The 24930-nt window shown below is 73.0% G+C and carries 23 protein-coding genes; 10 read left to right on the top strand and 13 right to left on the bottom strand.

All coding sequences use genetic code 11. The annotated features are described in order from the left end of the window. Positions 1–54 precede the first annotated feature (54 nt). Together ABZS69_RS51370 and ABZS69_RS51365 are read left to right on the top strand one after the other, a co-directional pair. The gene (locus ABZS69_RS51370) at positions 55–1155 is read left to right on the top strand and encodes a hypothetical protein (RefSeq protein ID WP_355387627.1); all 1101 of its coding nucleotides are present in this window, start codon (positions 55–57) and stop codon (positions 1153–1155) included. A gap of 47 nt (positions 1156–1202) precedes the next feature. Then, positions 1203–2432, top strand: coding sequence for an epoxide hydrolase (locus tag ABZS69_RS51365; RefSeq protein WP_355387624.1), 1230 nt, complete (start codon positions 1203–1205; stop codon positions 2430–2432). 8 nt (positions 2433–2440) lie between these two features. Here ABZS69_RS51365 and ABZS69_RS51360 read toward each other — a convergent pair whose 3' ends face one another. Together ABZS69_RS51360 and ABZS69_RS51355 are read right to left on the bottom strand one after the other, a co-directional pair. Then, entirely contained in the window at positions 2441–3316 is an 876-nt protein-coding gene (locus ABZS69_RS51360; protein ID WP_355387621.1) for a dioxygenase, read from the bottom strand. A gap of 66 nt (positions 3317–3382) precedes the next feature. Continuing rightward, positions 3383–4687 (bottom strand): M28 family peptidase, encoded by a 1305-nt coding sequence (locus ABZS69_RS51355; protein WP_355387618.1) that lies wholly within the window; start codon positions 4685–4687, stop codon positions 3383–3385. A 76-nt stretch (positions 4688–4763) separates the two neighbouring features. On the opposite strand from ABZS69_RS51355, the gene ABZS69_RS51350 reads away from it, so the two are divergent. Next, positions 4764–5591, top strand: a complete 828-nt coding sequence (locus ABZS69_RS51350) for an alpha/beta hydrolase (protein WP_355387615.1) — start codon at positions 4764–4766, stop codon at positions 5589–5591. 47 nt (positions 5592–5638) lie between these two features. Here the strand turns inward: ABZS69_RS51350 and ABZS69_RS51345 are convergent, their stop codons facing one another. Genes ABZS69_RS51345 through ABZS69_RS51300 form a run of 10 tightly spaced genes read right to left on the bottom strand, consistent with a single transcriptional unit; the run spans position 5639 to position 16026 of the window. Then, complete coding sequence (locus tag ABZS69_RS51345) at positions 5639–6589, bottom strand: hypothetical protein (RefSeq protein WP_355387612.1); 951 nt, start codon at positions 6587–6589, stop codon at positions 5639–5641. Further along, a complete protein-coding gene (locus ABZS69_RS51340) occupies positions 6586–7809 on the bottom strand; it encodes an FAD-dependent oxidoreductase (protein ID WP_355387610.1) in 1224 nt (407 codons plus the stop codon). The genes ABZS69_RS51345 and ABZS69_RS51340 overlap by 4 nt, the downstream gene beginning before the upstream one ends. After that, entirely contained in the window at positions 7806–8498 is a 693-nt protein-coding gene (locus ABZS69_RS51335) for an SDR family oxidoreductase (RefSeq protein ID WP_355387607.1), read from the bottom strand. The genes ABZS69_RS51340 and ABZS69_RS51335 overlap by 4 nt, the downstream gene beginning before the upstream one ends. After that, positions 8495–9259: an SIS domain-containing protein gene (locus ABZS69_RS51330; protein ID WP_355387604.1), complete on the bottom strand. Its 765-nt coding sequence runs from the start codon at positions 9257–9259 to the stop codon at positions 8495–8497. Before ABZS69_RS51330 ends, ABZS69_RS51335 begins: the two co-directional genes overlap by 4 nt. Further along, the gene (locus tag ABZS69_RS51325; protein WP_355387601.1) at positions 9256–10191 is read right to left on the bottom strand and encodes an ROK family protein; all 936 of its coding nucleotides are present in this window, start codon (positions 10189–10191) and stop codon (positions 9256–9258) included. Before ABZS69_RS51325 ends, ABZS69_RS51330 begins: the two co-directional genes overlap by 4 nt. Next, on the bottom strand, positions 10188–12230 hold the full coding sequence (locus ABZS69_RS51320) for a hypothetical protein (protein WP_355387599.1): 2043 nt from the start codon (positions 12228–12230) through the stop codon (positions 10188–10190). The genes ABZS69_RS51325 and ABZS69_RS51320 overlap by 4 nt, the downstream gene beginning before the upstream one ends. After that, complete coding sequence (locus ABZS69_RS51315) at positions 12227–13027, bottom strand: carbohydrate ABC transporter permease (RefSeq protein WP_355387596.1); 801 nt, start codon at positions 13025–13027, stop codon at positions 12227–12229. The genes ABZS69_RS51320 and ABZS69_RS51315 overlap by 4 nt, the downstream gene beginning before the upstream one ends. Next, positions 13024–13941: a sugar ABC transporter permease gene (locus tag ABZS69_RS51310; RefSeq protein ID WP_355387592.1), complete on the bottom strand. Its 918-nt coding sequence runs from the start codon at positions 13939–13941 to the stop codon at positions 13024–13026. Before ABZS69_RS51310 ends, ABZS69_RS51315 begins: the two co-directional genes overlap by 4 nt. After that, positions 13938–15224 carry an ABC transporter substrate-binding protein gene (locus ABZS69_RS51305; RefSeq protein ID WP_355387589.1) on the bottom strand — a complete coding sequence of 429 codons (1287 nt, stop codon included), beginning with the start codon at positions 15222–15224 and terminating at the stop codon, positions 13938–13940. Before ABZS69_RS51305 ends, ABZS69_RS51310 begins: the two co-directional genes overlap by 4 nt. Positions 15225–15258: 34 nt before the next feature. Next, on the bottom strand, positions 15259–16026 hold the full coding sequence (locus ABZS69_RS51300; protein WP_355387586.1) for a GntR family transcriptional regulator: 768 nt from the start codon (positions 16024–16026) through the stop codon (positions 15259–15261). 127 nt (positions 16027–16153) lie between these two features. Between ABZS69_RS51300 and ABZS69_RS51295 the strand changes: the two genes are divergently transcribed. From ABZS69_RS51295 to ABZS69_RS51270, 6 genes are all read left to right on the top strand, one after another. Further along, positions 16154–16369, top strand: a complete 216-nt coding sequence (locus tag ABZS69_RS51295; RefSeq protein WP_355387584.1) for a hypothetical protein — start codon at positions 16154–16156, stop codon at positions 16367–16369. Positions 16370–16489: 120 nt separating this feature from the next. Next, positions 16490–18217 (top strand): ATP-binding protein, encoded by a 1728-nt coding sequence (locus ABZS69_RS51290; protein ID WP_355387581.1) that lies wholly within the window; start codon positions 16490–16492, stop codon positions 18215–18217. Positions 18218–18231: 14 nt separating this feature from the next. Continuing rightward, complete coding sequence (locus ABZS69_RS51285) at positions 18232–19371, top strand: exonuclease SbcCD subunit D (protein WP_355387578.1); 1140 nt, start codon at positions 18232–18234, stop codon at positions 19369–19371. Further along, positions 19371–21797, top strand: a complete 2427-nt coding sequence (locus ABZS69_RS51280; protein ID WP_355387575.1) for an SMC family ATPase — start codon at positions 19371–19373, stop codon at positions 21795–21797. Before ABZS69_RS51285 ends, ABZS69_RS51280 begins: the two co-directional genes overlap by 1 nt. Next, complete coding sequence (locus ABZS69_RS51275) at positions 21794–22738, top strand: hypothetical protein (protein ID WP_355387572.1); 945 nt, start codon at positions 21794–21796, stop codon at positions 22736–22738. Before ABZS69_RS51280 ends, ABZS69_RS51275 begins: the two co-directional genes overlap by 4 nt. A 138-nt stretch (positions 22739–22876) precedes the next feature. Continuing rightward, entirely contained in the window at positions 22877–23869 is a 993-nt protein-coding gene (locus tag ABZS69_RS51270; protein WP_355387569.1) for an ABC transporter permease, read from the top strand. Between the two features lie 45 nt (positions 23870–23914). Here the strand turns inward: ABZS69_RS51270 and ABZS69_RS51265 are convergent, their stop codons facing one another. Next, complete coding sequence (locus ABZS69_RS51265) at positions 23915–24349, bottom strand: cupin domain-containing protein (RefSeq protein WP_355387566.1); 435 nt, start codon at positions 24347–24349, stop codon at positions 23915–23917. Positions 24350–24513: 164 nt separating this feature from the next. Between ABZS69_RS51265 and ABZS69_RS51260 the strand changes: the two genes are divergently transcribed. Then, complete coding sequence (locus ABZS69_RS51260; protein ID WP_355387563.1) at positions 24514–24927, top strand: ribonuclease domain-containing protein; 414 nt, start codon at positions 24514–24516, stop codon at positions 24925–24927. The last annotated feature ends 3 nt before the right edge of the window (positions 24928–24930 follow it).

Below are 24930 nucleotides of genomic sequence, written 5' to 3'. Positions count from 1 at the left end.
ATTTGAGTAGGCCATGCTCTATGCGACTGTCGCGGCGCGGGAGAGCGTTCTGCCATGACCGCGACCCCATCCCGCGCCCACCTCACCCCTCTTGTACGGAAATATCTGGACGACGAGGGCGCCGAGGTGGAGTCCATCCGCGTGGACCCGATCGACCACGCTTCCGGCACCCCGTCCACCGGCGGCCTGCGCCGGGTCAGCGGCACGACCACCTGCGGACGCACCTGGTCCTTCTTCGTCAAATCCCTCCATTCCGCCCGCCACTGGGCGCACCTCGACGTGATCCCCGAGCCTGCCCGCGCGGAGTTCGTCGCCGAGTTCCCGTGGCGGACCGAGGCCGACGTCTACACCTCCGGCCTGCCGCTCCCGCCCGGCCTGCGGCTGCCCCACCTCTTCCTGGTCGACGACCTCGGCGACGAGCGCCTCGACCTGTGGCTGGAGGACGTACGCACCGCTCCCGGGGAGTGGGACCTGACCAGGTACGCCGCCGCGGCCCGAGCGCTGGGCCGGCTCGCCGGGCTGCGTCCCGCCGACGACTCCCGCCCCCGTACGGCGCTGCGGACCTACGTCGGCCAACGGCTCATGAACCACGTGCTGCCCGTCCTGCGCGACCCCGCCCTCTGGCGGCACCCGCTCGTCGCCGCGCACGCCGACCCGCTCCTGCAGATGGACCTGGACACCCTGGCCCGCCGCGTCCCCGCGCTGCTCGCGGCGGCCGGCCGCCTGCCGCACACCATGGCGCACGGCGACGCCGGGCCGCAGAACCTCCTCGTGCCCGCCGACGACCCCGGCCGGTTCGTGGCCGTCGACTGGGGCTGGCAGGACCCGGTGCCGATCGGCTTCGACCTCGGCCAGCTGCTCGTGGGCCTGGCGCACGACGGCCTGACCGAGCCGGGCGAGCTGCCCGTGATCCATCGGGCGATCCTGGCGGCGTACGAGCGGGGCCTGGCCGACGAGGGCGTGCCCGCCGGCGACGCCGCGGCCGGGTACGTCACCACGCTGGTCCTGCGCAGCGCCTTCACCGCGATCCCCGCCGAACGCCTCGGCGAGCCGGTCACCGGCGACCTGCGCGAGCTGTTCCGCAAGCGGGTCGGCCTGGCCCGCTTCATCGCCGACCTCGGCCTCTCCCTCCAGATACATCACGAATTTAAATAAATATCTGATATATTTTGCCGTCGACGACCGCTGCGCAGGAGACGACGATGAGCGACGAAACCCGGGGCCCGCTGGTGCCGGAGCCGATCCACGTGCCCGACGACGTGCTCGCCGACCTCCGGCAGCGCCTGGAGCTGACCCGCTGGCCGGACGACGTGGGCAACGACGATTGGCGCTACGGCGTCAACAAGGCATACCTGCGCGAGCTCGTCGATCACTGGCGCACCGGGTACGACTGGCGCAAGGCCGAGGCCGCGATCAACGCGTACGAGCACTACCGCGTGGCGGTCGACGGCGTCCCCGTGCACTTCATGCGCAAGCCCGGCGTCGGCCCGCACCCGACGCCGCTGATCCTCACCCACGGCTGGCCGTGGACGTTCTGGCACTGGTCGAAGGTCGTCGACCCGCTGGCCGACCCCGGCGCGCACGGCGGCGACCCGGCGGAGGCCTTCGACGTCATCGTGCCCTCGTTCCCCGGCTTCGGCTTCTCCACGCCGCTGCCCGACCACCCGGACATGAACTTCTGGAAGGTCGCCGACCTCTGGCACACCCTCATGACCCGGGTGCTCGGCCACGAGAGGTACGCCGCCGCGGGCTGCGACGTCGGAGCCCTGGTCACGGGGCAGCTCGGGCACAAGTACGCCGCCGAGCTGCACGGCATCCACATCGGCTCCGGGCAGAAGCTCACGATGTTCAACGGCGACCGGGCCTGGGACCTCAGCGGCGGGCAGCCCATCCCCGACGGCCTGCCCGCCGACGTCCACGACCGGATCGTCGCGCTGGACAGGCGCTTCGCCGTCCACCTGGCCGCGCACGTCCTGGCCCCGAGCACGCTCGCCTACGGCCTGACCGACTCACCCGCCGGGATGCTCGCCTGGATCCTGGAGCGCTGGGTCAAGTGGAGCGACAACGGCGGCGACATCGAGTCGGTCTTCACCAAGGACGACCTGCTCACCCACGCCATGATCTTCTGGGTGAACAATTCGATCGGCACCTCGATCCGCACGTACGCCAACAACAACCGCTACCCCTGGACCCCCTCCCACGACCGCCAGCCGCCCGTCGAGGCCCCCACCGGCATCACCTTCGTCGGCTACGAGAACCCGCCCGGCGTCACCACCGACCAGCGCGTCCGGCACTTCGCCGGCAGCGAGCGCGGCGCCTGGTACAACCACGTCAACCTGACCGTCCACGACCGCGGCGGCCACTTCATCCCATGGGAGATCCCCGAGGAGTGGGTCGACGACCTGCGGCGCACGTTCCGCGGCCGCCGGTAGCCGCGGCGTCACGGGCTCTCGCGCAGCCGCAGCTCCACGTGCGCGTGGCGGTACGGGACGGGCATGCCGTACGCCGCCGCCCGCTCCGGGTCCTCGGCGCGGGCGAAGTCCAGCACCAGGCTGTCCTTGACCCCGAACACCGCGTCCGAGTCGAGGTAGGGGGACTCGGAGACGAACACGTGCGTGGTGAGCGGCGCGTGGCCCGCGGCGCCGGCGATGAAGTGGATGTGCGCCGGCCGGTACGGGTGGCGGCCCGACGCCGCCAGCAGCTCCCCGACCGGCCCGTCGTCGGGGATCGGGTACGGCGCGGGCAGGATCGTGCGGAACGCGAACCGCCCCTGCTCGTCGCAGGTGAACAGGCCGCGCAGGTGCCCGGTGGGCACGTCGTCCCGCTGGACGTCGTAGAAGCCCTTCTCGTCGGCCTGCCAGACGTCCACGACCGCGCCCGCGAGCGGGCGGCCGGCGGCCGAGAGCACCTGCCCGGTGACGAGCGTCGGCTCGCCGCCGGGCACCAGGGAGATCTGGTCGCCGAGCCGCCGCGGCGGGGACTCGACCATGTGGAACGGCCCCAGGACGGTGGAGTCCGTGGCCCCGGCGGGCGCCCGGTTGGCCATGGTGTCGACGAGCATCGACAGGCCGAGCACGTCGGACAGCAGCACGAACTCCTGGCGGGTGCCGTCGCAGGTCTGCCCGGTGCTGGTGAGGAAGCCGATCGCCGCGTCGAGCTCGGCCTGGGTGAGCTCGACGTCCTTGGCGAAGGCGTGCAGGTGGCGGACCAGGCTGGTGAGGATCAGCCGCAGCCGGGCGTCCTGGGCCCCGGCGAACGACGCCGCGACGACGTCCTCGGAACGCTCTTCGGAGAACCGAACGGGAGTCTGTGACATCGTGATCACGTCCTGGCGGCGTCGGGGTGTCGTCCCCCCAGCATGACCATGACCGGCGGGGCGCCGCTACCCGCGGAGGTCCGCCGGGGTCCACCCGGCCGTGCCCGCCACGATCCGGACGGCCGCGCGGGCCAGCGGCTCCAGCCCCACCACGTCGATCTTGTCGATCGTGTCGGCCGAGTCGAACAGGTACATCGGCGCCGACAGGAAGTGCACCAGCGGCACCCCCTCGGGATGGAAGAACGCGCCGTCCGTCGGCGGCATCGGCGAGAACACCTCCGGGGGCAGGACGAACGACCGCCGCAGGTCCTCGGCCTCCAGCGTCGCGGCGACCAGCTTCTCCAGCCGGGGGGCGCGCGTCGTGAACCACCATCTGACCTCGGGCTCGGCGGTCGGCACGAGCATGCCGTCCACCACCTCGCAGCGGAGCGCGGCGTGCTCCAGGTGCAGTTGGAGCACCACGTCGGCCAGCTCCGGCCGGTGGCGGTCGATGAAGGCGCGGGTGCCCGCCGCGTGCGCCATGTGCCCGGACGTGAGCAGGAACGTCAGGTTGTGCGGGCGTTCCGCGGCCGGGACGCGGGCCCAGTGGCGCGCGGTGGCCAGCACGAGGGCCAGGCCGGAGGCGTCCTCGACGGCCGAGGCCCATGGGGCGTCGTGGTGCGAGGCGACGATCACCGTGTGGGGTGAGCCGCCGGGGAGGGTGGCGACCACGTTGTGCGTGATCACGGTGTCGGTGGCGGACTCGGCGATCAGCTCGCCCTCGCACGGGAGGCGGGCCAGGAGCTGCCGGGCGTCCGCCCCGGACAGCCACAGCGCGGGGATGGGCCGCTCGACCGCGTCGTACGGCACGTAGTAGTCGCGGGTCTCCCAGGGGACGCCGGTCAGCGCGCCGATGAAGCCCGCGGCCCGCGCGGCCAGGGCGGGCTCGACGACCTCCATCATCCGGGGGCCGAACGGGATCGTCTGGACGAGGGTGTCGAAGACGCCTTCGGGATCGTAGGCGGAGGTGGCGAGCGTCTTGACGTACGACTGCGGCAGCTCGCTGAAGCTCACCTCGTCCACGACGATGTCGCCGGGGCGGGCGTCGGCGAGCCGCGCGATCCGCCCCCGCAGCCCCGCCGTCGGCGCCGTGTGGGGCAGCGGCAGCCCGGTCCACGAGGTGCCGTCGTCGAGCCGCAGCAGCCCGGTGCCCGGCCGCCAGCGCGGCACCTCGACCGGTTCGAGCGTGACCTCCAGGCCGAACTCCGACAGGCGCTCGGCCAGCCATCGCTCGGTCCACGCGTCCGCCGGGTAGCCGGGGCGGCGGACGCCCTGCCCCACGACGGTCTCGATCCAGCCCAGCATCTCCGCCGCGGAAGGCACGTGCTCCATGTCCACGATCCAACCATTGACACGACCCACTTGTGAAGCGAGAGTTTCGGTCATCCGTACAACTTGTGGAGGCTGTATGAAGTTCGTCGTGGCCGCCGTCGTGCTCATGCTCGGGGTCCTGGCCAGGCCCGCCCAGGCCGCGGACACCATCGAGGCGCACTACAAGGTCGCGGGCCCGTGGACGGTCGCGACCGCCGACGTGACCGGATACAAGCTCTACTACCCGGCCGGCCTCGGGGCGGGCGGCTTCAAGCACCCGATCATCACCTGGGGCAACGGGACCAACGCGGTGCCCACGCAGTATCCGGGGCTGCTCAACCAGCTGGCGTCCTGGGGCTTCGCCGTGGTCGCCTCCACCGACACCACGACGGGCACCGGGTCCGAGATGATCGCCGCGGCCCAGTACCTGATCGACCGGAACACCGACAGCTCCAGCGTCTTCTACGGCAAGCTCGACGTGACCAAGGTCGGCGCGGTCGGCCACTCCCAGGGCGCGGGCGGCTCGGTGAACACCGCCACCAAGTCGGGCGGCATCATCGACACCGTCGTCCCCATCGCGCTGCCCGCCCCGATCTGGGTGAGCGCGGGCGACGCGTTCCACGTGGACCAGCTCACCTGCCCCGTGCTGTTCGTCAGCGGGTCCAGCGACACGCTCATCTCCCCCGACTCGGCGCTGCAGACGTACTACGGCCAGGTCCCGGGCGCGGCGGCCAAGGCGCTGCTCAAGGGCGCCGGGCACAACACGATCCAGGGCACGGGCGGCGGCTTCCTCGGATACGTGACGGCGTGGCTGATGTACCAGCTCCAGGGCGACACGTACGCGCGCGGCGCCTTCGCGGGCACCTCACCCGAGATCAACACCAACGCCAACTGGCAGAGCCAGGTGGAGAAGAACCTGCCCTGACATCGGGGCGACGCCTCCCGCGCCCCGATGTCGCCCGCGCGAGCCGCCTAACGGCCCGGCCGCAGGGCGAAGGCGGCGCGCGGGTTGGCGATCAGCGCGGCCTTGGCCGCCTCGCCGAGCCCCTCCGCCTCCAGCCGCGGCACGAACCGCTTCAGCAGGTACGTCAGCCCCGGCCCCCCGCCCAGCCCCGGCCAGTACGACCGCCGCGCCAGGTCCATGCCGAACAGCACCCGATCCCCCAGCCCGCGCCCGGCCAGCTCGGCGACGAGCGCGACGATGTCGCTGTCGGGCCCGTACTTGATCCGCCCGGGCCGGTCGAAGGCCAGGTAGGCCCCCCTCTCCGCCAATGAGGTGAGATATCCGGCGTCGGGATTGTGGTCGATGTGCCCGAGCACCACCCGGTCGGCCGCCACGCCGTGAGAGGACAGCGCGTCCAGCAGCTCGTGCCCCATCGTGCCCTTGTCGCAGTGGGTGACGACCGGCACGCCGGTGCGGAGCGCGGCCGCGGCCACCGCGCCGACCAGCCGCTCCACCCCGCGCCCGAACGCGTGGTAAGCGGTCGCGATCTTGATGGCTCCCGCCCGCGCGGGCGAGCGCCGCACCAGCGGCCCGACCAGCCCGTACTCGTCCATGCCCAGCTCGATCTCGGCCACCAGCAGCTCGGCGATCTCGTCGGGCGAGTAGTGGTGCAGCCAGTGGGCGTCGCTGTAGTAGGTGCTCTTGTGGAAGCCGGTCACCGCGATCACGTGCAGCCCGGTCCGCTCGGCCAGCGCCTTCATCAGCGCCGGGCTGCGGCCGAACCCGAGCGGCGTCATCTCGACCACCGCCGACAGCCCGAGCCGCTGAGCGGCCGTCACCTCGGCGACGGCCGCGTCCAGGGAGTCCAGCCGGTAGTCGGGCTCGTTGCGGACGGGCCAGTCACCGGTCATGAAAAAGTGCTCATGCGCATAGGTGACGCCGATCTCCTCGACGTCCCCCAGCACCGTGCGAACCGTCACAGGAGCGCTCCTTCCTCGCGTAGCCGGGCGCGCAGCAGGTCCACGTCCACCGCCGCGGGCTCCACCCCGGCCTGTACGGCCAGCGCCGCCGCCGTCCCGGCCGCCTGCCCCATCGCCATGCACTGCCCCATCGACCGGGCCGAGGCGTGCGCGTCGTGCGTGGCCGACAGGCACCGCCCGGCCACGATCAGCCCGTCGACCTCGACCGGCAGCAGGCACCGGTACGGGATCCCGTAGGTCCCGTAGTCGTGCACGTACTCCCAGCGGGTGGCCGACCCGGCGGCGTGGTCCTCGATGGGGGCGCCGCACCGGGCGATCGTGTCGGGAAAATCCCTCCCGGCCAACACATCATCAGAAGTCAGGACATATCGCCCGACCAGCCGCCGCGACTCCCGCACCCCGATCCGCACCGACGTGCTCAGCAGCACCGCCGACTCGTACCCGGGCACCTTGGCCCGCAGGAAGCGGACGTACTCCCGCACCTGCGCACGTCCCTCGCGTTCGGCGCGCGACAGCTCGAACGGGTCGGTCGGGTCGAGCCCGGTCACCCTGGTCAGGTTGGTGTGCGCGATCCCGTCGTTGACGGTCCTGTGCACGGAGCCCTCGCGCCTGGGCAGGTCGGCGTCGGCCATCAGCGCGTGCAGCTCGGCCGTGCCGGTGGCGGACAGGTCCACCCCGCCCAGCCGGAACGTGGCCGTCATCGGCTGCGACCGCAGGCTCGGCCGCTCCAGCGCAGCCCCGGCCCGCCAGGCCACCTCGCCGTCGCCGGTCGCGTCCACGACCACCCGGGCCTTGACCAGGAACCGGCCGGCCACGGTCTCCACCTCGACCCCGACCCCGGGCACGTACGCGCACACCCTCGCGTGCAGCAGCACCCCGGCGTCCGCGGTGAGCTCGTCCCAGACGAGCTTGAGCTCCTCCGGCTCGTACGTGACGCCGGTGCCGGCCCCGTACGTGTTGGGCCGCTCGAAGGCGGCTCCGGCGGAGAAGAGCCGTTCGCACACCTCCCAGCCGACCCCGCCGACCACGCGCCGCGAGACCGGGCCGGGGGCGTAGAAGCCGTAGAACGTGTCGAGCACGGCGACGCCGGTGCCGCCGAGGAAGCCCGCCGGCTCCACCAGCAGGCACGACGCGCCGGCGCGGACCGCCGCCACGGCCGCCGCGCACCCGGCGCTGCCGCCACCGGCGACGACCACGTCGCCTTCCCACAGGACGTTCACCGCAGATGCCACCCTCCGTCGACGGGAATGACCGCGCCCGTGGTCCGCCCCGACGAGGGCGAGAGCAGCCACAGCACGGCCTGCGCGACCTCCTCCGGCCGGCAGGGGCTCGAACCGAGGGGCATCAGCGCGGGCATCCTGGCCTGGACGGCGGCGGACGTTCGCGCGCGGACGCTCATCGGCGTGGCCACGAGGCCGGCCGAGACCAGGTTGACCCGCACCCCGCGCGGCGCGGCCTCGCGGGCGGCGGTCCTGATCAGCGGGATCAGCGCGCCCTTGGCCGAGGCGTAGGCCACGGTGCGGAAGTCGTCGTCGATCGACGTGCCGAGCGCCGAGCCGATCACCACGATCGACCCGCCCTCGGGCATCGCGGGGATCGCCGCGCGCAGCAGCCGGAACACCGACTCGTGGTTGACCCGGTGCACCTCGTGCCAGGCCTCGTCGGTGCACTCGGCCACGCCGCCGTCGCCGAGCCTGCGGCCGGACATGCCGACCGCGTGCACGACGCCGGCCACCCGCCCGTGCCGGGCCGTGGCCTGCGCTAGGGCCTTCTCGACCCCGCCGGGCTCGGTGATGTCGATGCCGTCGGCGAGGTCCACGCCGTACGCGCTCGTGCCGGACGCCTCGACCGCCTCCACGCAGGCGCGGCCGATGCCGCCGTCCGAGCCCGCCACCAGGACGGCGCTCATGGCTTCCGGAGCACGGCGGCGGCGCGGCGGGCGTGTTCGAGGTAGGCGGCCTCGAACAGCTCGTCGGAGCGGGACCTGCCGACGAGCTTGGCGCTGGAGATGACCGGCGGCGTCCAGCCGCCCGCCACGAGCAGCTCGGCCGTGCGGACCTTGATCTCGTTGACCACGGAGACGGCCGCCAGCGTGCTGCCGGGGCCGACCGGCTCGGCCAGCCCGTCGACCTGGCAGAGCGCGTCGCCGACGGGGGTGCGCAGGTCGACCACCACGTCGGCGTGGTCGGCCAGCCGGGTGCCGCTGGGGTGTCCAGGATCGACGGCCATGGTCTCGTTCATCGAGGTCACGGCCACGACGCGCAGGCCCGCCTTGCGCAGGCCCATCGCCATCTCGATGGGCACGGCGTTCAGCCCGCTGACGCTGAAGACGATGGCCGCGTCGCTCGGCCGCAGCTCGAAGTTGGCCAGGATGGCGTCGGCCAGTCCCTCGACGCGTTCGATGAACATGGCCTGCCGCATCCCGTTCGAGCCGGCCACCTGCGTGTAGAAGGTCGTGGACAGGTCGACGATGGGGTGGAAGCCGGGGTAGGAGCCGTAGCGGGGGAACATCTCCTCCACGCCCATCCGCGAATGTCCGGTTCCGAACGTGTGCACCACTCCTCCGCCGAGGATCGCCTCAGAGGCGATGCGAGCGGCTTCGGCAAGGGCGTCCTCCTGTGTCCGTTCGATCTCGCCGAGCAGCTCCATGGCGCGGCTTATCCACTTCATCCAGATCTCCTCCCGTAGAGTGCGGCGCCGATGGCCCCCGCCATCGGGCCGAGTACGGCGGGCAGCACCGTGATCTCTCCGATCAGCGGTCGTCTGCGCGCGAGTTCGGTGTGCAGGGTGGGTCGCATGAGGTCGAGCGCGCCGGCGATGCCGCCGCCGACGACCGCCGTGGGGGCGCCGAAGAACGCGGCCGCGTCGCCCAGCGCCACGCCGAGCGCCCAGCCGGCCTGCTCGAACGCCTGGGCCGCCCGATCGTCCCCGGCTCTGGCGGCGTCGGCGACCTCCGCCGCGGTGACCCGCGCCGCGATGGCCGCCGCCCCGCCGGCCGCCCCGATGATCCCCGCCGCGGTGAACGCCGGCCCGGTGACCTTCGTCGCGCCCGAGCCGAAGGCCCGCACGATGGCCGGCCCGGCGGCGAACGTCTCCGCGCAGCCCCGGTTGCCGCAGCAGCAGGCCGGCCCCCAGGGGGAGACCGTGACGTGGCCGATCTCGCCGAGGTTGTCGCGCGGCCCGACCAGGACGGCTCCGCGCAGCGCCACGGCCCCGCCCACGCCGGTGCCGAGCACGGCGAACAGCACGTCGGACAGCCCGCGGGCGGCGCCCAGCTCCAGCTCGGCGAGCGCGAACGCGCGGGCGTCGTTGACGACGGCGACGGGCGCCCCGGTCAGCGCGCGCAGCCGCGCGCCGACCGGGTAGCCGTCCCAGTCTCCCGGCGGATTCGGGACGAACAGGGCGGTCCCGGTGTCGCGGTCCACGTGGCCGGGGAGCCCGATCCCGATGGACTCGGCGTGCGGAACCAGCGAGGCCACGAGCCGCACGGTCTCCTCGGGGCCGGGCGGCGTGGGGACAGTGCCCGAGCCGGAGACCGTGTCCCCGTCCAGCGTCACCCATTTGGTGTTCGTGCCGCCGACGTCGATCCCGAGCGCGGTCACGGCCCCACCTCCAGCGCCCGGGAGGCGAAGCGGGCCCCGCCGCGTGGCCGCCGGAACGGCTCGACGCCGAGCAGGCGCAGGTAGGCCAGCAGCGGCTGGGAGTGGCTGTGCAGGTTCGCGACCGGGTACGCCTGCATGGCGACGCCCACGCCGGCCAGGTCCCAGGTGCGCCCGGGGCGGGCGGTCTCGGGGGCCAGGTAGGCGTCGGGGCCCGACAGCGTGCCCTCCCAGACGTCCGGGTAGGCGGCCGTGTGCGCGGTCAGGGTCATCCGCCGCCACCAGTCCCAGGCCAGTTCGGGGAGGTGTTCGGCGGCGGCCCAGACGAGCGTCATGTTGATCGCGTACCAGATCGTGCCGACCCCGCCGGGCCCGTACGCGTCGCGGGCGGGCCAGCGCAGCCGGGCGCCCAAAGGGGAATCGGCGCCGGAAGTCCGCTCGATCGTGCGCAACAGCTCCACGGCCCGCTCAGGCGGGGCGGCGCCGCACAGAATGGCCCAGGGCTGCACCTCCAGCCACAGATCGTCGTCACCGACGACCGCGCCCGGCCCGTAGGCGCGGCGGTACCAGCGCCCGTTCCACTCCCCCACGACCAGGTCGCGCAGCTCCTCACCCAGCTTGCCGGCCTCGGCCGCGGTGGCGTCGTCGCCCAGGCGCTCGGCCAGCGTCGCGTAGCGCGGCAGGACCCAGGCGGCCATGGCGGAGTTCAGGACGGACTCGCCCTGGGCGATCATCACGTCGCGGGCCACGCCGCTCTCGGTGATGGCCATGTCGTTCCAGTCGGCGTTGAGGATGCGCACGTGCCCGTGCTCGCCCCGCCCGACCACGTCGGCGAAGAACCTGAACTGCCTGCGCAGGTGCTCCCGCAGCGGCACCTCGGGGGCGTCGTGGGCCGGGTGGTAGGGCACGTCCGCGTGGAAGGCCGCCTCGTCGCCGGTCGCGCTCAGGTACTCGGCGGCCAGCCACAGGGCCCACAGGTTCTGGTCCGACGGGCGGAACAGGTCGGTCCAGGGCTGCTTGTCCGGTCCGAGCGCGTAGGGCAGGTCGCCGTCGGGTCCGCCCCATGCGCACGTGTTGCGCAGCACGGACAGCGCCAGGTCGGGCTCGATGTAGACGAGCGGGAGCGCGTGCTGGAGCGGGTCGCGGGCGGCGCCGTTGAAGCCGTGCCGGAAGGAGTAGCAGGATCCCTGGTCGAGGGTGTGGCCGCCGAGCACGCCGTCGGCGCAGGCCGCGCCGGTGAGCAGGGCGGCGTGCCAGGGGATCTCCCGCTCGGCCTCGGGCGCCGGCGCGGCGGACGCGCGCGGCAGCCGGGCGCGCAGGGCCTCCAGGCTGCCCTCGAACGTCGCGGTTCCGGACGAGCCGTCGAACATCGCGCTCTGCGATGAGCCGTCGGACGTCGCGCTCCGGGATGAGCCGTCGAGCAGGCCGTAGCGGAGGTCCAGCACCCGCTCCTCGCCCGCCGCCAGCTCCAGCGGGAGCGCGAGCCGGCCGGACCGCGTCCTGGCCCCGCCGATCAGCTCCAGCTCCAGCCCGGGATCGTCCGCGTCGGCGGGACGCTCGACCGGGCCGGCGATGAGCTCGACCCGGGCCGCCCTGGCCGCCCACTCCTCGGTCAGCTCCAGCCGTGCCGGCACGTCGAGCAGGTTGCGCACCCGCAGCCGGATCAGCACCCACGGCTGCTCGCCCTCCGGGCAGAGCACCGTGCGCTCCAGCGCCACCCGCTCGTCGGCCACCCGGACGGTGGCGAAGGTGGGCCCGAAGATCCGCTCAGATCCCGAAATATCGGTGGAAAGGTTGCCGACGCGGGCCACGCCGGTCCCCCGCGTGAGCCACAGCAGGCCCGTGTGCTCGTCGAACAGGTCGCTCAGCCCGTAGTTGTCCGACACCAGCGTGATCCGCCGGTTGCCCACGTGCGCGAAGTGCCGCCGCGTGGGCGGGTCCAGCACGGGGTCCCACTCGGCGCGCGGGTCCCGCTCCTGGTCCAGCGTGTACGCGAACGCGGGCAGCCCGTAGGCCGTCGTCCACTCCCCGTACGAGCTCATTTGCGCACCCCTCCCAGGGTCAGCCCCGCGACGTAGTAGCGCTGCAGCAGGAACATCAGCGCCAGCGGCGGCAGCGCCGTGATCAGCGCCGCGGTGCTCACCAGGCCGATGCTGAAGTCGTACTCGGTCTGGAGCTGCGAGAGCCCCACGGGCAGCGGCCACAGCCCCGGGTTGTTGGCCACGATGAGCGGCCAGAGCAGGTTGTCCCACTGCGCGAGGAACTGCAGCAGGAAGAGCGTCAGCAGCGCGGGCCGCAGCAGGGGCACGCCGATGCGGGCGAAGATGCGCAGCTCGCTCGCCCCGTCCACCCGCGCGGACAGCAGCAGCTCGCGCGGCAACGCCAGGGCGAACTGGCGCACCAGGAACACCCCGAAGGCGCTCATCATGAACGGCACGATCATGCCCTGGAAGGTGTCGATCCAGCCCAGCGCCTTGACGATGAGGTACATCGGGACGAGCACCACGATCGGCGACAGCGACAGCGTCCCCACGATCACCGCGAACAGCGCGCGGCTGCCGGGGAAGCGGAGCTGCGCGAGCGCGTAGCCGGCGGCGGCGGAGAGGATCACCTCGAGCACCGCGATGCCGAGCGAGAGGATCAGGCTGTTGCGCAGGTAGAGCGGGAAGCCGCCCTGGCCGAACAGCTGCGCCACGTGCGCGCCCAGCTGGGAGGCGTCGAACGACAGCCCGCCCAGGTCGCCCGCGTCCGAGGCCGAGGAGACGGCGAACATCGCGTACACCGGCAGCAGCATGACGGCCACGACCAGCGTCAGGACGGTCCCGCGTAAGAGCTTCACCCGTCATCGCCTCCCCGCAGCACGCGGAACTGCGCGATCGACAGCGCCAGCATGGCCACGAGCAGCACCATCGCGATCGACGACGCGTACCCCATGCGCTCGAACGTGAAGCCGGTCGCCCACATGTAGAGCGGCAGCACCTCGGTCGCGCCCGCCGGGCCGCCCTTGGTCAGCAGGAAGGCCGGCACGAACGACTGCATCGCCCCGACCACCGCGATGACCAGCACGAACAGCAGGGTGCGGCGCAGCAGCGGCAGCGTGATGCGGAAGAAGATCCGCACCGGCCCCGCGCCGTCGAGCCCGGCGGCCTCGAAGACGCTCAGCGGCAGCCCCTGCAGGCCCGCGGTCAGGATGATCACGAACAGGCCGAGGTGCTTCCACGTCGTCATGATCACCAGGGCCCAGAGCGCGAGGCCCTCGTCGGTCAGCCACGGCTTGGGCTCCGCGCCGGCCAGCCCGATCAGCGCGTTCGCCAGGCCGTCCTCGGCGAAGATCACCGACCAGGTCAGCGAGGTGGCCACCAGCGGCATCGCAGCCGGGATCATGATCAGCCCGCGCAGGAAGGCGTTGTAGCGGCCCGGCTTGCTCAGCGGCACGGCGATCGCCAGGGCGAGCACGATCGACGGGACCACGGAGGCGACGGTGTAGACGGCGGTGACCCTGGCCGAGTTCCAGAAGCCGGGGTCGGCCAGCATCCTGCGGTAGTTGTCCAGGCCGGTCCACTCGGGGGCACCGGCCAGATCGTAGCTGGTGAAGCTGAGGTAGACCGCCGACACGAACGGCGTGACCCAGAAGACCAGGAAGTACAGGGCCGCGGGCAGGGACAGCAGGGCGCCGGTGCGCGCCTCCGCCCACCGCTGCCCCTTGCCCGACACCCGCTCGACGCGCGGCGCGATCCCCAGCGACAGCGTCATAGGGCGATCCGCATCGCCTGGTCGAAGTCGGCCGCGGCCTGCTCGGGCGTCTTCTTGCCGAACGCCACCGCGTCGCCGGCGTCGGTCAGCGCCTTGGCCATCTCGTTCCAGACGGGCGTCTGCGGGCCGAAGTCGGCGTGCGGGGCGGAGGCGGCCATGATGTCGATGGCCTTCTGGTCGGCTCCGGGCAGCTTCTCCCAGCCCTTGACCGGGGTGAGCAGGCTGGCGTCCTTGAGCTGCCTGGCGGCGACGTCCTCGCGCTGGAGGTAGTCGATGAAGTGCCAGGCGGTGTACTGGAGCTTGGACTTCTGGGCGACCGCCCAGCCCCAGGTGTACGCGGGCGCGACCGGCTGACCCGACTCCCAGCGGGGCATGGGCGCGATGTCGAAGACGTCGCCGAAGGTCAGCTTGGGGTTCAGCGTCGGGAACAGGTCCATCGCGAACAGCCCGGACACCAGCATGGCCGCCTCACCGGTGGCGAACAGCCCGAAGCCGGACAGCGGGTTCGACAGCTTGGGGTTGCCCAGGCCGCCGTAGTAACGCAGGGCCTCGACCCCGGCGTCCGAGGCGAGCGTGGCCTTGGTGGCGTCGGGGCTGAGTATGGTGCCGCCCTTGCCCTTGACCAGGGCGAGCAGCTGCATCAGCGTCCACTGCGGGCTGCCCAGGATCCACTGCAGGCCCACCTTCTTGCCGTCGGCCGAGGTCAGCCGCTTGCTGTACTCGGCGACCTCCTCCCAGGTGGTGGGCGGCTTGTCCGGGTCGAGCCCGGCTTCGGCGAACCTGTCCTTACGGTAGTAGAGGTAGCAGATCGTGTAGTCGATGGGGACGCCGTACAGCTTGCCCTCGTACGACAGCGAGCCGATCGCGTGCTCGTCGTACGCCTGGACCAGCGCCTTCTCGTCGGCCACGCCCATGGCCTTGGGGATGATCGGGGCCAGCCGGCCCTTGCGCGCGTGGCCCGGGATCGTCCAGCCGCCGATCTTGAACAGGTCGGGCGGGACGTCGCCGGCGAACGCGGTCAGGAGCTTGGCGTCGAGCTTGTCGACCGGCACGTACAGGGGGGTGACGTCGACGCCGCCGAACTCCTGCACGTAGCTGTGCAGCAGCGGGTTGAAGACCTTGTCGTACGCCTTGGTCTGGTGCAGCCAGACGTTGAGCTTCCCGCGCGGCACCCCGTCGGCGGGGACCGTGGCGGCGGGTTCCGAGCCGCAGGCGGCGAGCAGGCCGGACGCCGTCGCGAGAGTAGCGGTTCTGAGCAGGGCACGGCGGGTCAACCTGGTCATGCTCGACCTCCCGGTATGGGGCCGGTATGGGGGATTACTGGCCCATGAGAGCGTTTTTGGGGTCGTTGAGCTCCACGGAGAACACGGTGAGATCGCCGCGGGCATGGCGGATGGTGTATTCGAGGGCGATCCCGCTCTCGGTGCACGTGCTGCGGGCGGTGGCCAGCAGGGCCGCGGCCATGGGCACGCGCAGCAGCTCGGCGAGCCGGTAGTCGGCGTTGACCGCGCCGATCGTCTCCCGGCCGCTGGCGGGGCTGAGGCCGTACTTGGTGCGCAGCAGGTCGTAGAGGGAACCGGTGAGGTCCTCGTCCAGAATGCCGGGGACCAGCTCGACGGGCAGGTGGGCGCTCTCCAGCATGCAGGGCACGCCGTCGAGCAGGCGCAGCCGCTCGACGAAGACGATCTCCTGGTCCGCCCGCACGCCGAGCGCGGTGGCGACGTCCGGCCCGGCCTGCTGGAGGTGGGCCCTGAGCAGCTGCGTCGTGGGCCTGCGGCCCAGCCGTGCCATGGTCTCGGTGAACCCGGCCGGCCGCGAGCCCAGCTCGGGGGCCACGGCCTGCGGGGCGGTGTAGGTGCCGCTCCCCTGCCTGGCCACCAGCAGCCCTTCCTGGACCAGGTCGCCGATCGCCCGGCGGGCCGTCGCCCTGCTCACGCCCGCGTAGACCATCAGGTCCTTCTCGGCGGGGATCATCGTGTCGGGCTCGCAGTCGCGGATCACCGCCCGCAGTCGCTCGCGCAGCTGGTAGTAGAGCGGCACCGCGGCTGACGGGTCGAGCGCCAGCCTGCGTTCCCAGTCGGTCATGACGTCTCCGCCTTAGTTGTACGGACGACCGTATCTTTTCCACCTCACCGGGGAAGTGTCAACCATGTGATTCCGCGACCCGGCTTGTAGGCTTGGGGCTGTCCCCCTACGCGAAGGAAACGTCACTGTGAGTGAGTTCGAGCGTTATCGCGAGCACGCCGACGCCGCCGCGCGGCTGCTCGGCGCCGCGCAGGAGGTGCGCGCCACGGCGGTGAGCAGCCCCTTGGACATCGGCAACGCCGAGCGGATCCACCGGCAGATCGTGACCGAGGCCCAGGTCCACGCGGCGCTGGCGCAGGCGGCGGCCATGGCGATCGACTCGGGGGCCGGCGGCTCCCAATAAGGCCGCTCGCCTGGCGCGAAATGCGCGGGAGGCACACCTCAGGCCCACTACGCTCCCTTAGAAGGGCGTTTCGTGGGGGCGGAGGGATGAGTGACGGTCAACGGGGCGGTAAACCATGAGGTGACCGAGGCGGCTCCCACGGCCGGTGAGGCCGTCGGCCGGGTGCTCGGCACCCAGGCGGCCTCGCCGCTGTCGTTCTGGGTCGGCCTGGAGCCGGGCAAGGTGCTCCAGCTCGACGACGTGGTGGTGACCAGGCGCGAGGTGCCCGGCCACGGCACCGTGCTCGTGGCGGGCGTGGTGACGACCGTGGAGGCCAGGCACGAGGGCGCGGCGTACGACTCCGACGTCTTCCTGATCGCCGACGGCGCGCTGCCGGCCGCCGTGGTCGAGGTGGCGGAGGTGCGGGTGACGAGGGTCGAGCCGGAGGTGTTCGTGCCGCCGCTGCCCGGCTCCAAGGTCTTCCTGGCCGGCGCCGGCGACCGCGACCAGGCCCTCTACTTCGACGTGATGGACCGCCGCATCCCCCTGGGCATGGGCCGCGACGGCCAGCCGCTGTACGTCAACTTCGACTTCCTCGACGGCACCCGCGGCGCCCACGTGTCGATCTCCGGCGTCTCCGGCGTGGCCACCAAGACCTCCTTCGCGACCTTCCTGCTCTACTCGATCTTCAACTCGGGCGTGCTGGCGGGCGAGGCGGCCAACACCAAGGCGCTGATCTTCTCCGTCAAGGGCGAGGACCTGCTCTTCCTCGACCACGGCAACGTGCGGCTCGACGAGCGCGCCAGAGGCGTCTACGCGCGGCTGGGGCTGCCCGCCAAGGCGTTCGGCAGCGTCCACGTCTTCGCGCCGCCCCGGCCCAACGACCCCAACGGCGTGCCGCACGTCGCCGCGCGCACCCAGGGGGTCAGCTCCTTCTACTGGACGCTGGTCGAGTTCTGCCAGGAGGAGCTGCTGCGCTTCGTGTTCGCCGACGCCGACGACGAGCGGGCCGGCTACTCGCTGCTGGTCGGCCAGGTCGCCGCGCGGCTGAAGTCGTGGGCCGAGCCGGTGGGCGACGGCGGCGCGATCATGGTGCGGGGCACGTCCTGCCGTACGTTCTCCGACCTCGTCGAGCTGCTGTCCGACGAGCTCCAGGACGAGGGCACGCGCGGCGAGTGGACCGGCGCGGCGACGCCGCTCGGCACCGTCAACGCGTTCCTGCGCCGGCTGCGCAGCGCCGTGCGCCCGCTGTCCCCGATCGTCCGGGGCGACCTGCCGTTCTACCGCAACCACTCGGTCCGCACCTCCGACGCGCAGGTGTCGATCGTCGACCTGCACAACCTGCCGGAGCGGGCGCAGCGGTTCGTGGTGGGCGTGGTGCTGCGCGGCGAGTTCCACCGCAAGGAGTCCTCGGGCACGGCCCGGCCGCTGCTGTTCGTGGTGCTGGACGAGCTCAACAAGTACGCCCCGCGCGAGGGCGACTCCCCGATCAAGGAGATCCTGCTCGACGTGGCCGAGCGGGGCCGCTCGCTGGGCGTCATCCTCATCGGCGCCCAGCAGACCGCCTCGGAGGTGGAGCGGCGCATCGTCTCCAACAGCGCCGTACGCGTCGCCGGCCGCCTCGACCCGGCCGAGGCCGCCCGCTCCGAGTACGGCTGGCTGCCCCCGGCCGTCCGGGAGCGCGCCACGATCGCCAAACCCGGCACCATGTTCGTGGCCCAGCCGGAGATCCCGGTCCCGCTGGCCGTCGCCTTCCCGTTCCCGGCCTGGGCGACCCGCCCGGCCGAGGCCGCGACCGAGCCGGCGAAGGTGTCCGCCGATCCGTTCCAGGGCCTGCCCGGCGTCGAAGACGACATCCCGCCCTTCTGACCACAGGTGGTTTCGTGAAGATCCTGCACACCGCGGACTGGCACGTGGGCAAGGTGCTCAAGGGCCGTCCCCGCTTCGACGAGCACCGTGACGTGCTGCGCGAGCTGGTCGCCGCCGCCCGCACCCACGACGTGGACGCCGTGATCGTGGCCGGCGACCTGTTCGACACCTCGGCGCCCACGCCCGAGGCGCAGTCGCTGGTGCTCAACGCGCTCATGGCGCTGCGCGGCGACGGCAGGGACGTGGTGGTGCTGGCCGGCAACCACGACAACCCGCAGCTGCTGGAGGTCTACCGGCCGGTGCTGGGCAAGCTGGGGCTGCACGTCATCGGCTCGTTCCGGCGCCCGGACGCGGGCGGCACGCTCGCCTTCACCGCGCGCTCGGGCGAGCCGGTGCGGCTGGCGGTGCTGCCGTTCCTGTCGCACCGCTACGTCGTACGCGCCGGCGAGGTCCTCACCGGCACCGCCGCCGACCACAACCGCGACTACGCCGCCCGCATCGGCGAGCTGGTCGGCGCGCTCACCGCCGGCTTCCACGCCGACACCGTCAACCTGGTCACCACCCACGGCACCCTGCCCGGCGGGGCGTTCGGCGGCGGCGAGCGGGAGGCGCAGTCGATCTTCTCCTACTACTTCGAGCCGACCGCGTTCCCCGCCACCACCCAGTACGCCGCCCTCGGCCACCTGCACCGCCGCCAGCAGATCCTCGGCCCGTGCCCGATCTGGTACAGCGGCTCGCCGCTGGCCGTCGACTTCGGCGAGGAGGGCAACACCCCGGGCGCGCTGCTGGTCGAGGTCGCGCCGGGCAGGCCCGCCGTGGTGCGGGAGCTGGCGTTCACCTCCGCGCGGCGGCTGCGCACCGTACGCGGCACGCTGGAGCAGCTGGAGGCCATCGAGCCGGGCGACGACTGGCTCAAGGTGATCGTGGAGGAGAAACCCCGGGTCGGCCTCGCCGACGACGTGCGCGGCCTGCTCAACGGCGCCGTGGACGTGGTCCTGGACGAGCGGTTCAGGCCGGTGCCCGCCACCCGCAGGGCCGGCTCGGCCGAGCACAGCCCGCGCGAGCTGTTCCGCGAATACCTGACCGCCACCGGCCGCCACGACGAGCAGGTGGCCGCGCTGTTCGACCGGCTCTACGACGAGGTGACCGGCTGATGCGCCCTCTGCTGCTGCACCTGGACCACTTCGGCAGCTTCCGCGAGCCGGTGGCCGTCGACTTCTCCGACACCGAATACTTCGCGCTCGTGGGCCCGACCGGCGCCGGCAAGAGCACGATCATCGACGCGATCTGCTTCGCCCTGTACGGCACCGTGCCGCGCTGGGGCAGGGAAAACTCCATCGCCCACGCCCTGGCCCCGTCCGTCGCGGCCGGCAAGGTGGCGATGGTGTTCGACAGCAACGGGCGCCGCTACGGCGTGGCCCGGTCGATGGTGCGCGACGCCAAGGGCGCGGTGCGCACCAAGGAGGCCAGGCTCGACGAGCTCGACCCGGCCGCGCCGCTCGCGCAGGCGTTCGACGCGGTGGTCAAGCCGCTCGCCGAGGGCGAGAACGTCACCCCGGAGGCGCAGCGGGTGACCGGGCTGGAGTACCGGTTCTTCACCCAGTGCGTGGTGCTGCCGCAGGGCCGCTTCGCGGAGTTCCTGCACGCGGCGCCGCGCGAGCGGCAGGACCTGCTGGTGCAGCTGCTCGACGCCGACGTCTACGAGCGGATCAGGCAGAGCGCCGCCCGCGAGGAGGAGGCCGCCAAGCAGGCCGCCTCCTTCGCCCGCGACCAGCTCGCCAAGCTGTCCGGCGCGACCGCGGAGGCCGAGCGGGAGCTGGCGGAGCGGCTGGAGGCGCTGCGGCAGCTGGCCGAGACCATCGGCGCCGACCTGGACCTGCTGCGGGCCCGCGAGGGCGACATCCGCCGAGCAGAGCAGGAGCTGACCGCCATGGCCGAACGCCGCTCGCTGCTGTCGGCGCTGCGCATGCCCGCCGCCGTGCCCACGCTGGCCTCGGCCCGCCGCGCCGCCGCCGAGTCGGTCGAGGCGCTGACCGCCGAGGTGGCCACCCTGGAGGCCGACGACCACGAGGCGTACGAGGCGCTGGCCGCCCTGGGCGACCGGGGCGCGCCGCGGGCGGCGCTGGCCGCGCTCGACGCCCGCGAGCGGCTGACCGCCGACGCCGCCCGCGCCCGCGCCGAGGCCACGACGGCGGCGCAGTCCCTGGAGGGCCTGGCCGGCGCGCGGGAGGGGGCCGAGCAGGCGCTGGCCGCCGCCGAGACCCAGCGCGAACGGCTGCGCGACGCCCACGCGGCCGCCCACCTGGCCCCCCGGCTGGCCGTGGGCGAGCCGTGCCCGGTCTGCCGGCACCCGGTCGCCGAGCTGCCCCGGCACGAGCCGCCCGCCGACATCCGCACCGCCGACCGCGTCCTCGCGGGCGCCCGCGAACGGGCCGAGCGCGCCAGGGCCGCCCATGCCCGCGCCGAGACCTCGGCGTCGATGCTCGCCGCGCAGGCCACCCGGATGGAGTCCGAGCTGGCCGCGCTGCCCGCCCCGGGCGACCGGGCCGAACTCGAAGGCCGGCTGGCCGCGATCGCCAAGGCCGACGAGCTGGCCACCCAGGCACGCGGGGCACTGCGCGCCGCCCGCGCGAAGCTGGACGAGGCGCGGGCCGGCGCGGAGCGGACCGAGCGGCAGACCGAGACCGCCTGGCGGGAGCTGGAGGCCGCCCGCGACCGGCTCCTGGTCTCCGGCCCGCAGGAGGACCCGCCGCCGCTGGTCGACCGGCGCGACCTGCACCAGGCGTGGACCGGGCTGCTCGGCTGGCGGGACCGCGCCGCGCAGGCCGCCCGCGCCGAGCAGGCCGAGCGCGAGGAGCAGCTCGCCCAGGCCGGCGCCCGGCTCGCCGCCGACCGCCGCCGGCTGACGGAGCGGCTGGCCCAGCACGGCGTCGTCGCCCAGCGTGACGCCTCGCCCGACCAGCTCGGGGCCGCCGTCGCCGGGGCCGTCGCCCGCGCCGACAGCGCCCTCGAACGCCTCAAGGAGGAGCGCAAGCGTGCCGCCGACCTCGAGCTCCAGGTCTCCCAGAAGGAGCACGAGGCCAAGGTCGCCCACGAGCTCGCCCTGCGGCTGCGGGCCAACGCGTTCGAGCGCTGGCTGTGCGCCGAGGCCCTGGCCGTGCTGGTCGCCTCGGCCTCCGACACGCTGCGTGAGCTGTCCGACGGCCAGTACGAGCTGGCCCTCGGCGACAAGACCGGCGACATCGAGGTCATCGACTACGGCGAGGCCGGCCTGCGGCGCAGCGCCCGCACCCTGTCCGGCGGCGAGACCTTCCAGGCCGCCCTCGCCCTGGCCCTGGCGCTGTCCGGCGCGGTCGCCCGGGGCCTCGACTCGATCTTCCTGGACGAGGGGTTCGGCACGCTCGACCCGGCCACGCTCGACACCGTGGCCACCACCCTCGAACGCCTCGCCGCCGGCCAGGACCGCCTGATCGGCGTCGTCACGCACGTGCCCGCGCTGGCCGATCGCGTGCCGGTGCGCTTCGAGGTCAGGCGCGACGCCAAGGGCTCCCACGTGCGGAAGGCGGCCATCGCTCCATGACGGGATTCACCGTCGACCCGTGGGACCCCGGCTACGCCGCCGCCCTCGCCGTCGAGAACCTCTCCGAGATGGGTGCCACCAGCGCCGAGCTGGTCATCGACATCGAGCGGCCGGCCGCCGACTGGAAGCCCGTCACCCCCGGGCCCGACGCCTCCCCTCCCACGACGCTGCTGGTGGCCGACGGGGTCCGCAGGATCGACGCCCGCGTGTGGGTCCACGACCCCGACGCGCCCATGCCCGTGCCGGGGATCGCGGCGTCGTACGCGGCCGGGATCGTCCGCTGCGGGCCGGATGGCGCCGAGCTGGCGGAGGTCGAGGTCAACCGGTCGCTGATCTCCGCCTCGCCGCACACGCCCGAGGTCAAGACCCCGCACGCCACCTACCAGCCCACCAAGGCCGCCGACGCGAGCTTCGAGGAGCTGTCCCTGGCGCTGCAGCGGCTGGTCACCCAGCTGGAGGTGGACCTGGCGGTGCGGCACCGCAACCGCGGCGACGACCTGCTGCTGGTGGACGGGCCGCTGCGGGGGCGCACGCACCTGCCGCGCACGATCGGCTACATCAAGACGCACCACACCGCCTACCTGCCGTCGCCGCAGTCCGCGGTGGTCGCCGCGCTCGCGGCCGGCCAGCGCACGCCGGTGTTCCTGATGGGCACGAGCTGGCGGCGGCACGCCTGGTACGTGCGGCTGCCCGTCCAGTCGTCCGCCCCGTGGGCGGGCGTGGCGCGCTGCGAGGCCAGCGCCGATCTGGACCCGGCCCAGGTCGTACGGCTGGCCGACGCGGTCACCCTCGCCCTGCCGCCGCTGGCCGGCGTGGACTACAAGGACCCGCGCGCGCCGCAGAACCTGGTCCCGATCGGCGGCCTGGAGAAGCTCCTGCGCCATCACCTGGGCGACAGCCGCCTGCTCTACCGCGCGCTGCGCACGACGGCGGCCGGTTAGCCGCGCGGGGAACGGGCCCGTCACCCGACGGCCGGTCAGCCGGGCGCGGGGAACGGGCCCGTCACGAAAGGCTTCGGGTGCCGTCAGGGCGGGAATGTCAGCGGACCCGACCGGCGGACGCCTGCCTAGCGTGGGCGCATGGGTGACTGGTGGGCGGCCTTCAGGCGATCGCCGTACTTTCCCGCGTCCGTCCTGGCGCTGATCCTCGCGGCGGGGGCGGGGCTGTTCGCCGGGTCGTACACGTACGCCATGGCCTCCCCGACCCCGCACCACCTGCCCGTGTCGGTCGTCGGCGTCGGCTACGAGAGCGTACGTGGGAAGGCGTTCGTCACGGGGCTGGAGAAGTCCCTGGACGCCTCGCTCGTCCTGCTCTTCCACCGGACGTACGCCGAGGCCATGCGGGCCGTCGAGGAGCAGCGGGCCTTCGCCATCTTCGTCGTGCGCGGGACCGACGTCGAGATGAACGTCTCCAGCGCCTCCGGCGCGTCGGTGGCGCTGCTGCTCGTCGAGCAGGCTCCACACGTCGCCGAGCGGGTCGGGGTGCGGCTCACGGTGCGGGACGTCAAGCCGCTCCAGCGAGCGGACCCGCGCGGCCTGGCGATCTTCTACATCACGCTCGCCGCCGTGGTCGTCGGCTTCACCGGGGCGGCCCAGCTCAGCGCCCATGCCGACCGGCTCGGCGCGGGCGAGCGGATCGCCTTCACCGCCGCGTACGCCGTGCTCGGGGCGTTCTCCATCGTGGCGATCGTGGACTGGCTGCTGGGCGCGCTGCGGCTGCCGGTCCTGGAGTCGTGGTCGATCCTGGCGCTGACCATGTTCACGACGGGGATGGTGTTCACCATGTTCCGCACCTTCCTGGGACGCTGGGCGATGCTCCCCACCTGGGGGTTGATGGTGCTGCTCGGCAACCCCTCCTCCGGCGGGGCGGTGTCGTGGCCGCTGCTGCCGTCACCGCTCGGCGCCATCGGCCGCTGGCTGCCGCCGGGGGCGTCGGTCAACGCCCAGCACACCGCCGTCTACTTCCGCGGCCACCAGAGCGTGGCGCCGTTCCTGGTGCTGGGGGCGTGGGCGCTGGTGTCCTGCGTCGTCTTCCTCATCTGGCGCGAGCGCCACCCCAGCGCCCCCTCGTGAGCGGTCAGCGGGCCGCCGACGGTCAGCGGGTCGCGTCGCCCGCGCTCAGCGGGCCGCGTCGCTCGTGGGGCGCTCGTCGGCGGTGCCGCGGGGCGCGCGGCGGTCGCGGCGGCGTTCGAGCTCTTCCTCGTCGACCAGCGTGAGCATCGGCTCGCCGGGCGCGCACAGCATCACGACGACGAAACGGCTCCACGCGTCGCCGAGGTTGTTGGCCGCCTGGTAGTGGATGAGGTCACCGCCCGGCTCCCAGAAGGCCTCGCCCGCGCGGATGACCCGCTCGGGCTCGCCCTCGAGCTCGAAGATCATTTCTCCTTCGAGCATGTAGCCGAAGACCGGGCCCGCGTGGCGGTGCGGCGGAGTGCCCGGGTCCCCTGGCGGCAACTCGATCAGCGCGGTCATCGCGCAGGCCCCCTCGGGGACCGTGGGGTGCTGCTCCTGAAGCAAGGTCAGGACGGTGTTCGATCGCGGAGAACTCTGCATGCCCAGCACGCTATGGCGCATCCGGTCTGATGAGATGGGCCAGTTGTGGCCCGGTTGATTGAACCAATCCGAGTGTTCATCATTCCTTTGGCGATCTTTGTCATTATTCGCACTGATTCATGGGGATCATTGCGGTGTCCGTCGCACCCCCACGAGGAGGCTTCGTGCACACCCCGCAACGCTCCGGACCCGCCTGGCCGGTGAGGCTCACCGTCGTCCTCACCGCCTTCCTGTCCCTCATCGCCCTGGTCGGCGTCACCCCCGCCAGCGCCGCGGTCTACAACTCCTGCACCATCTCCCGGTGCTCCGACGCGCGCTCCGCCAGCTCGACCTGGGCCTCCAAGGGCTACCCCACCTCCAGCGGCTGGTACTCCTGGCCGGACGGCCGCTACAACTACACCGGCGGGCGCTTCTACAACCGCGAGGGCCAGCTGCCCAGCGGCGCCACCTACTATGAGTACGACGTCTACTCCCGCGCGCGTGGGGCCGCGCGTGACGCGTACCGGATCGTGGTCAACCGCAGCACCGGCGTGGTGTGGTTCTCGCCCAACCACTACACCGACTTCTACCGCCTCTAGGAC

Source organism: Nonomuraea sp. NPDC005650 (assembly GCF_040605375.1).
In the GTDB taxonomy this organism is placed as follows: domain Bacteria; phylum Actinomycetota; class Actinomycetes; order Streptosporangiales; family Streptosporangiaceae; genus Nonomuraea.
The sequence above is the reverse complement of the archived record's forward strand: the minus strand, read 5'-3'. Positions and strand labels throughout refer to the sequence as shown.

Bases quoted from the DNA above. Each gene is read 5' to 3' on its own strand.
- ABZS69_RS51310 (WP_355387592.1), bottom strand. From the start codon at position 13,941: ATGACGCTGTCGCTGGGGATCGCGCCGCGCGTCGAGCGGGTGTCGGGC.
- ABZS69_RS51330 (WP_355387604.1), bottom strand. From the start codon at position 9,259: ATGAAGTGGATAAGCCGCGCCATGGAGCTGCTCGGCGAGATCGAACGG.
- ABZS69_RS51320 (WP_355387599.1), bottom strand. From the start codon at position 12,230: ATGAGCTCGTACGGGGAGTGGACGACGGCCTACGGGCTGCCCGCGTTC.
- ABZS69_RS51270 (WP_355387569.1), top strand. From the start codon at position 22,877: ATGGGTGACTGGTGGGCGGCCTTCAGGCGATCGCCGTACTTTCCCGCG.
- ABZS69_RS51280 (WP_355387575.1), top strand. From the start codon at position 19,371: ATGCGCCCTCTGCTGCTGCACCTGGACCACTTCGGCAGCTTCCGCGAG.
- ABZS69_RS51265 (WP_355387566.1), bottom strand. From the start codon at position 24,349: ATGCAGAGTTCTCCGCGATCGAACACCGTCCTGACCTTGCTTCAGGAG.
- ABZS69_RS51305 (WP_355387589.1), bottom strand. From the start codon at position 15,224: ATGACCAGGTTGACCCGCCGTGCCCTGCTCAGAACCGCTACTCTCGCG.
- ABZS69_RS51355 (WP_355387618.1), bottom strand. From the start codon at position 4,687: ATGGAGCACGTGCCTTCCGCGGCGGAGATGCTGGGCTGGATCGAGACC.
- ABZS69_RS51370 (WP_355387627.1), top strand. From the start codon at position 55: ATGACCGCGACCCCATCCCGCGCCCACCTCACCCCTCTTGTACGGAAA.
- ABZS69_RS51275 (WP_355387572.1), top strand. From the start codon at position 21,794: ATGACGGGATTCACCGTCGACCCGTGGGACCCCGGCTACGCCGCCGCC.
- ABZS69_RS51365 (WP_355387624.1), top strand. From the start codon at position 1,203: ATGAGCGACGAAACCCGGGGCCCGCTGGTGCCGGAGCCGATCCACGTG.
- ABZS69_RS51360 (WP_355387621.1), bottom strand. From the start codon at position 3,316: ATGTCACAGACTCCCGTTCGGTTCTCCGAAGAGCGTTCCGAGGACGTC.
- ABZS69_RS51350 (WP_355387615.1), top strand. From the start codon at position 4,764: ATGAAGTTCGTCGTGGCCGCCGTCGTGCTCATGCTCGGGGTCCTGGCC.
- ABZS69_RS51335 (WP_355387607.1), bottom strand. From the start codon at position 8,498: ATGAGCGCCGTCCTGGTGGCGGGCTCGGACGGCGGCATCGGCCGCGCC.
- ABZS69_RS51300 (WP_355387586.1), bottom strand. From the start codon at position 16,026: ATGACCGACTGGGAACGCAGGCTGGCGCTCGACCCGTCAGCCGCGGTG.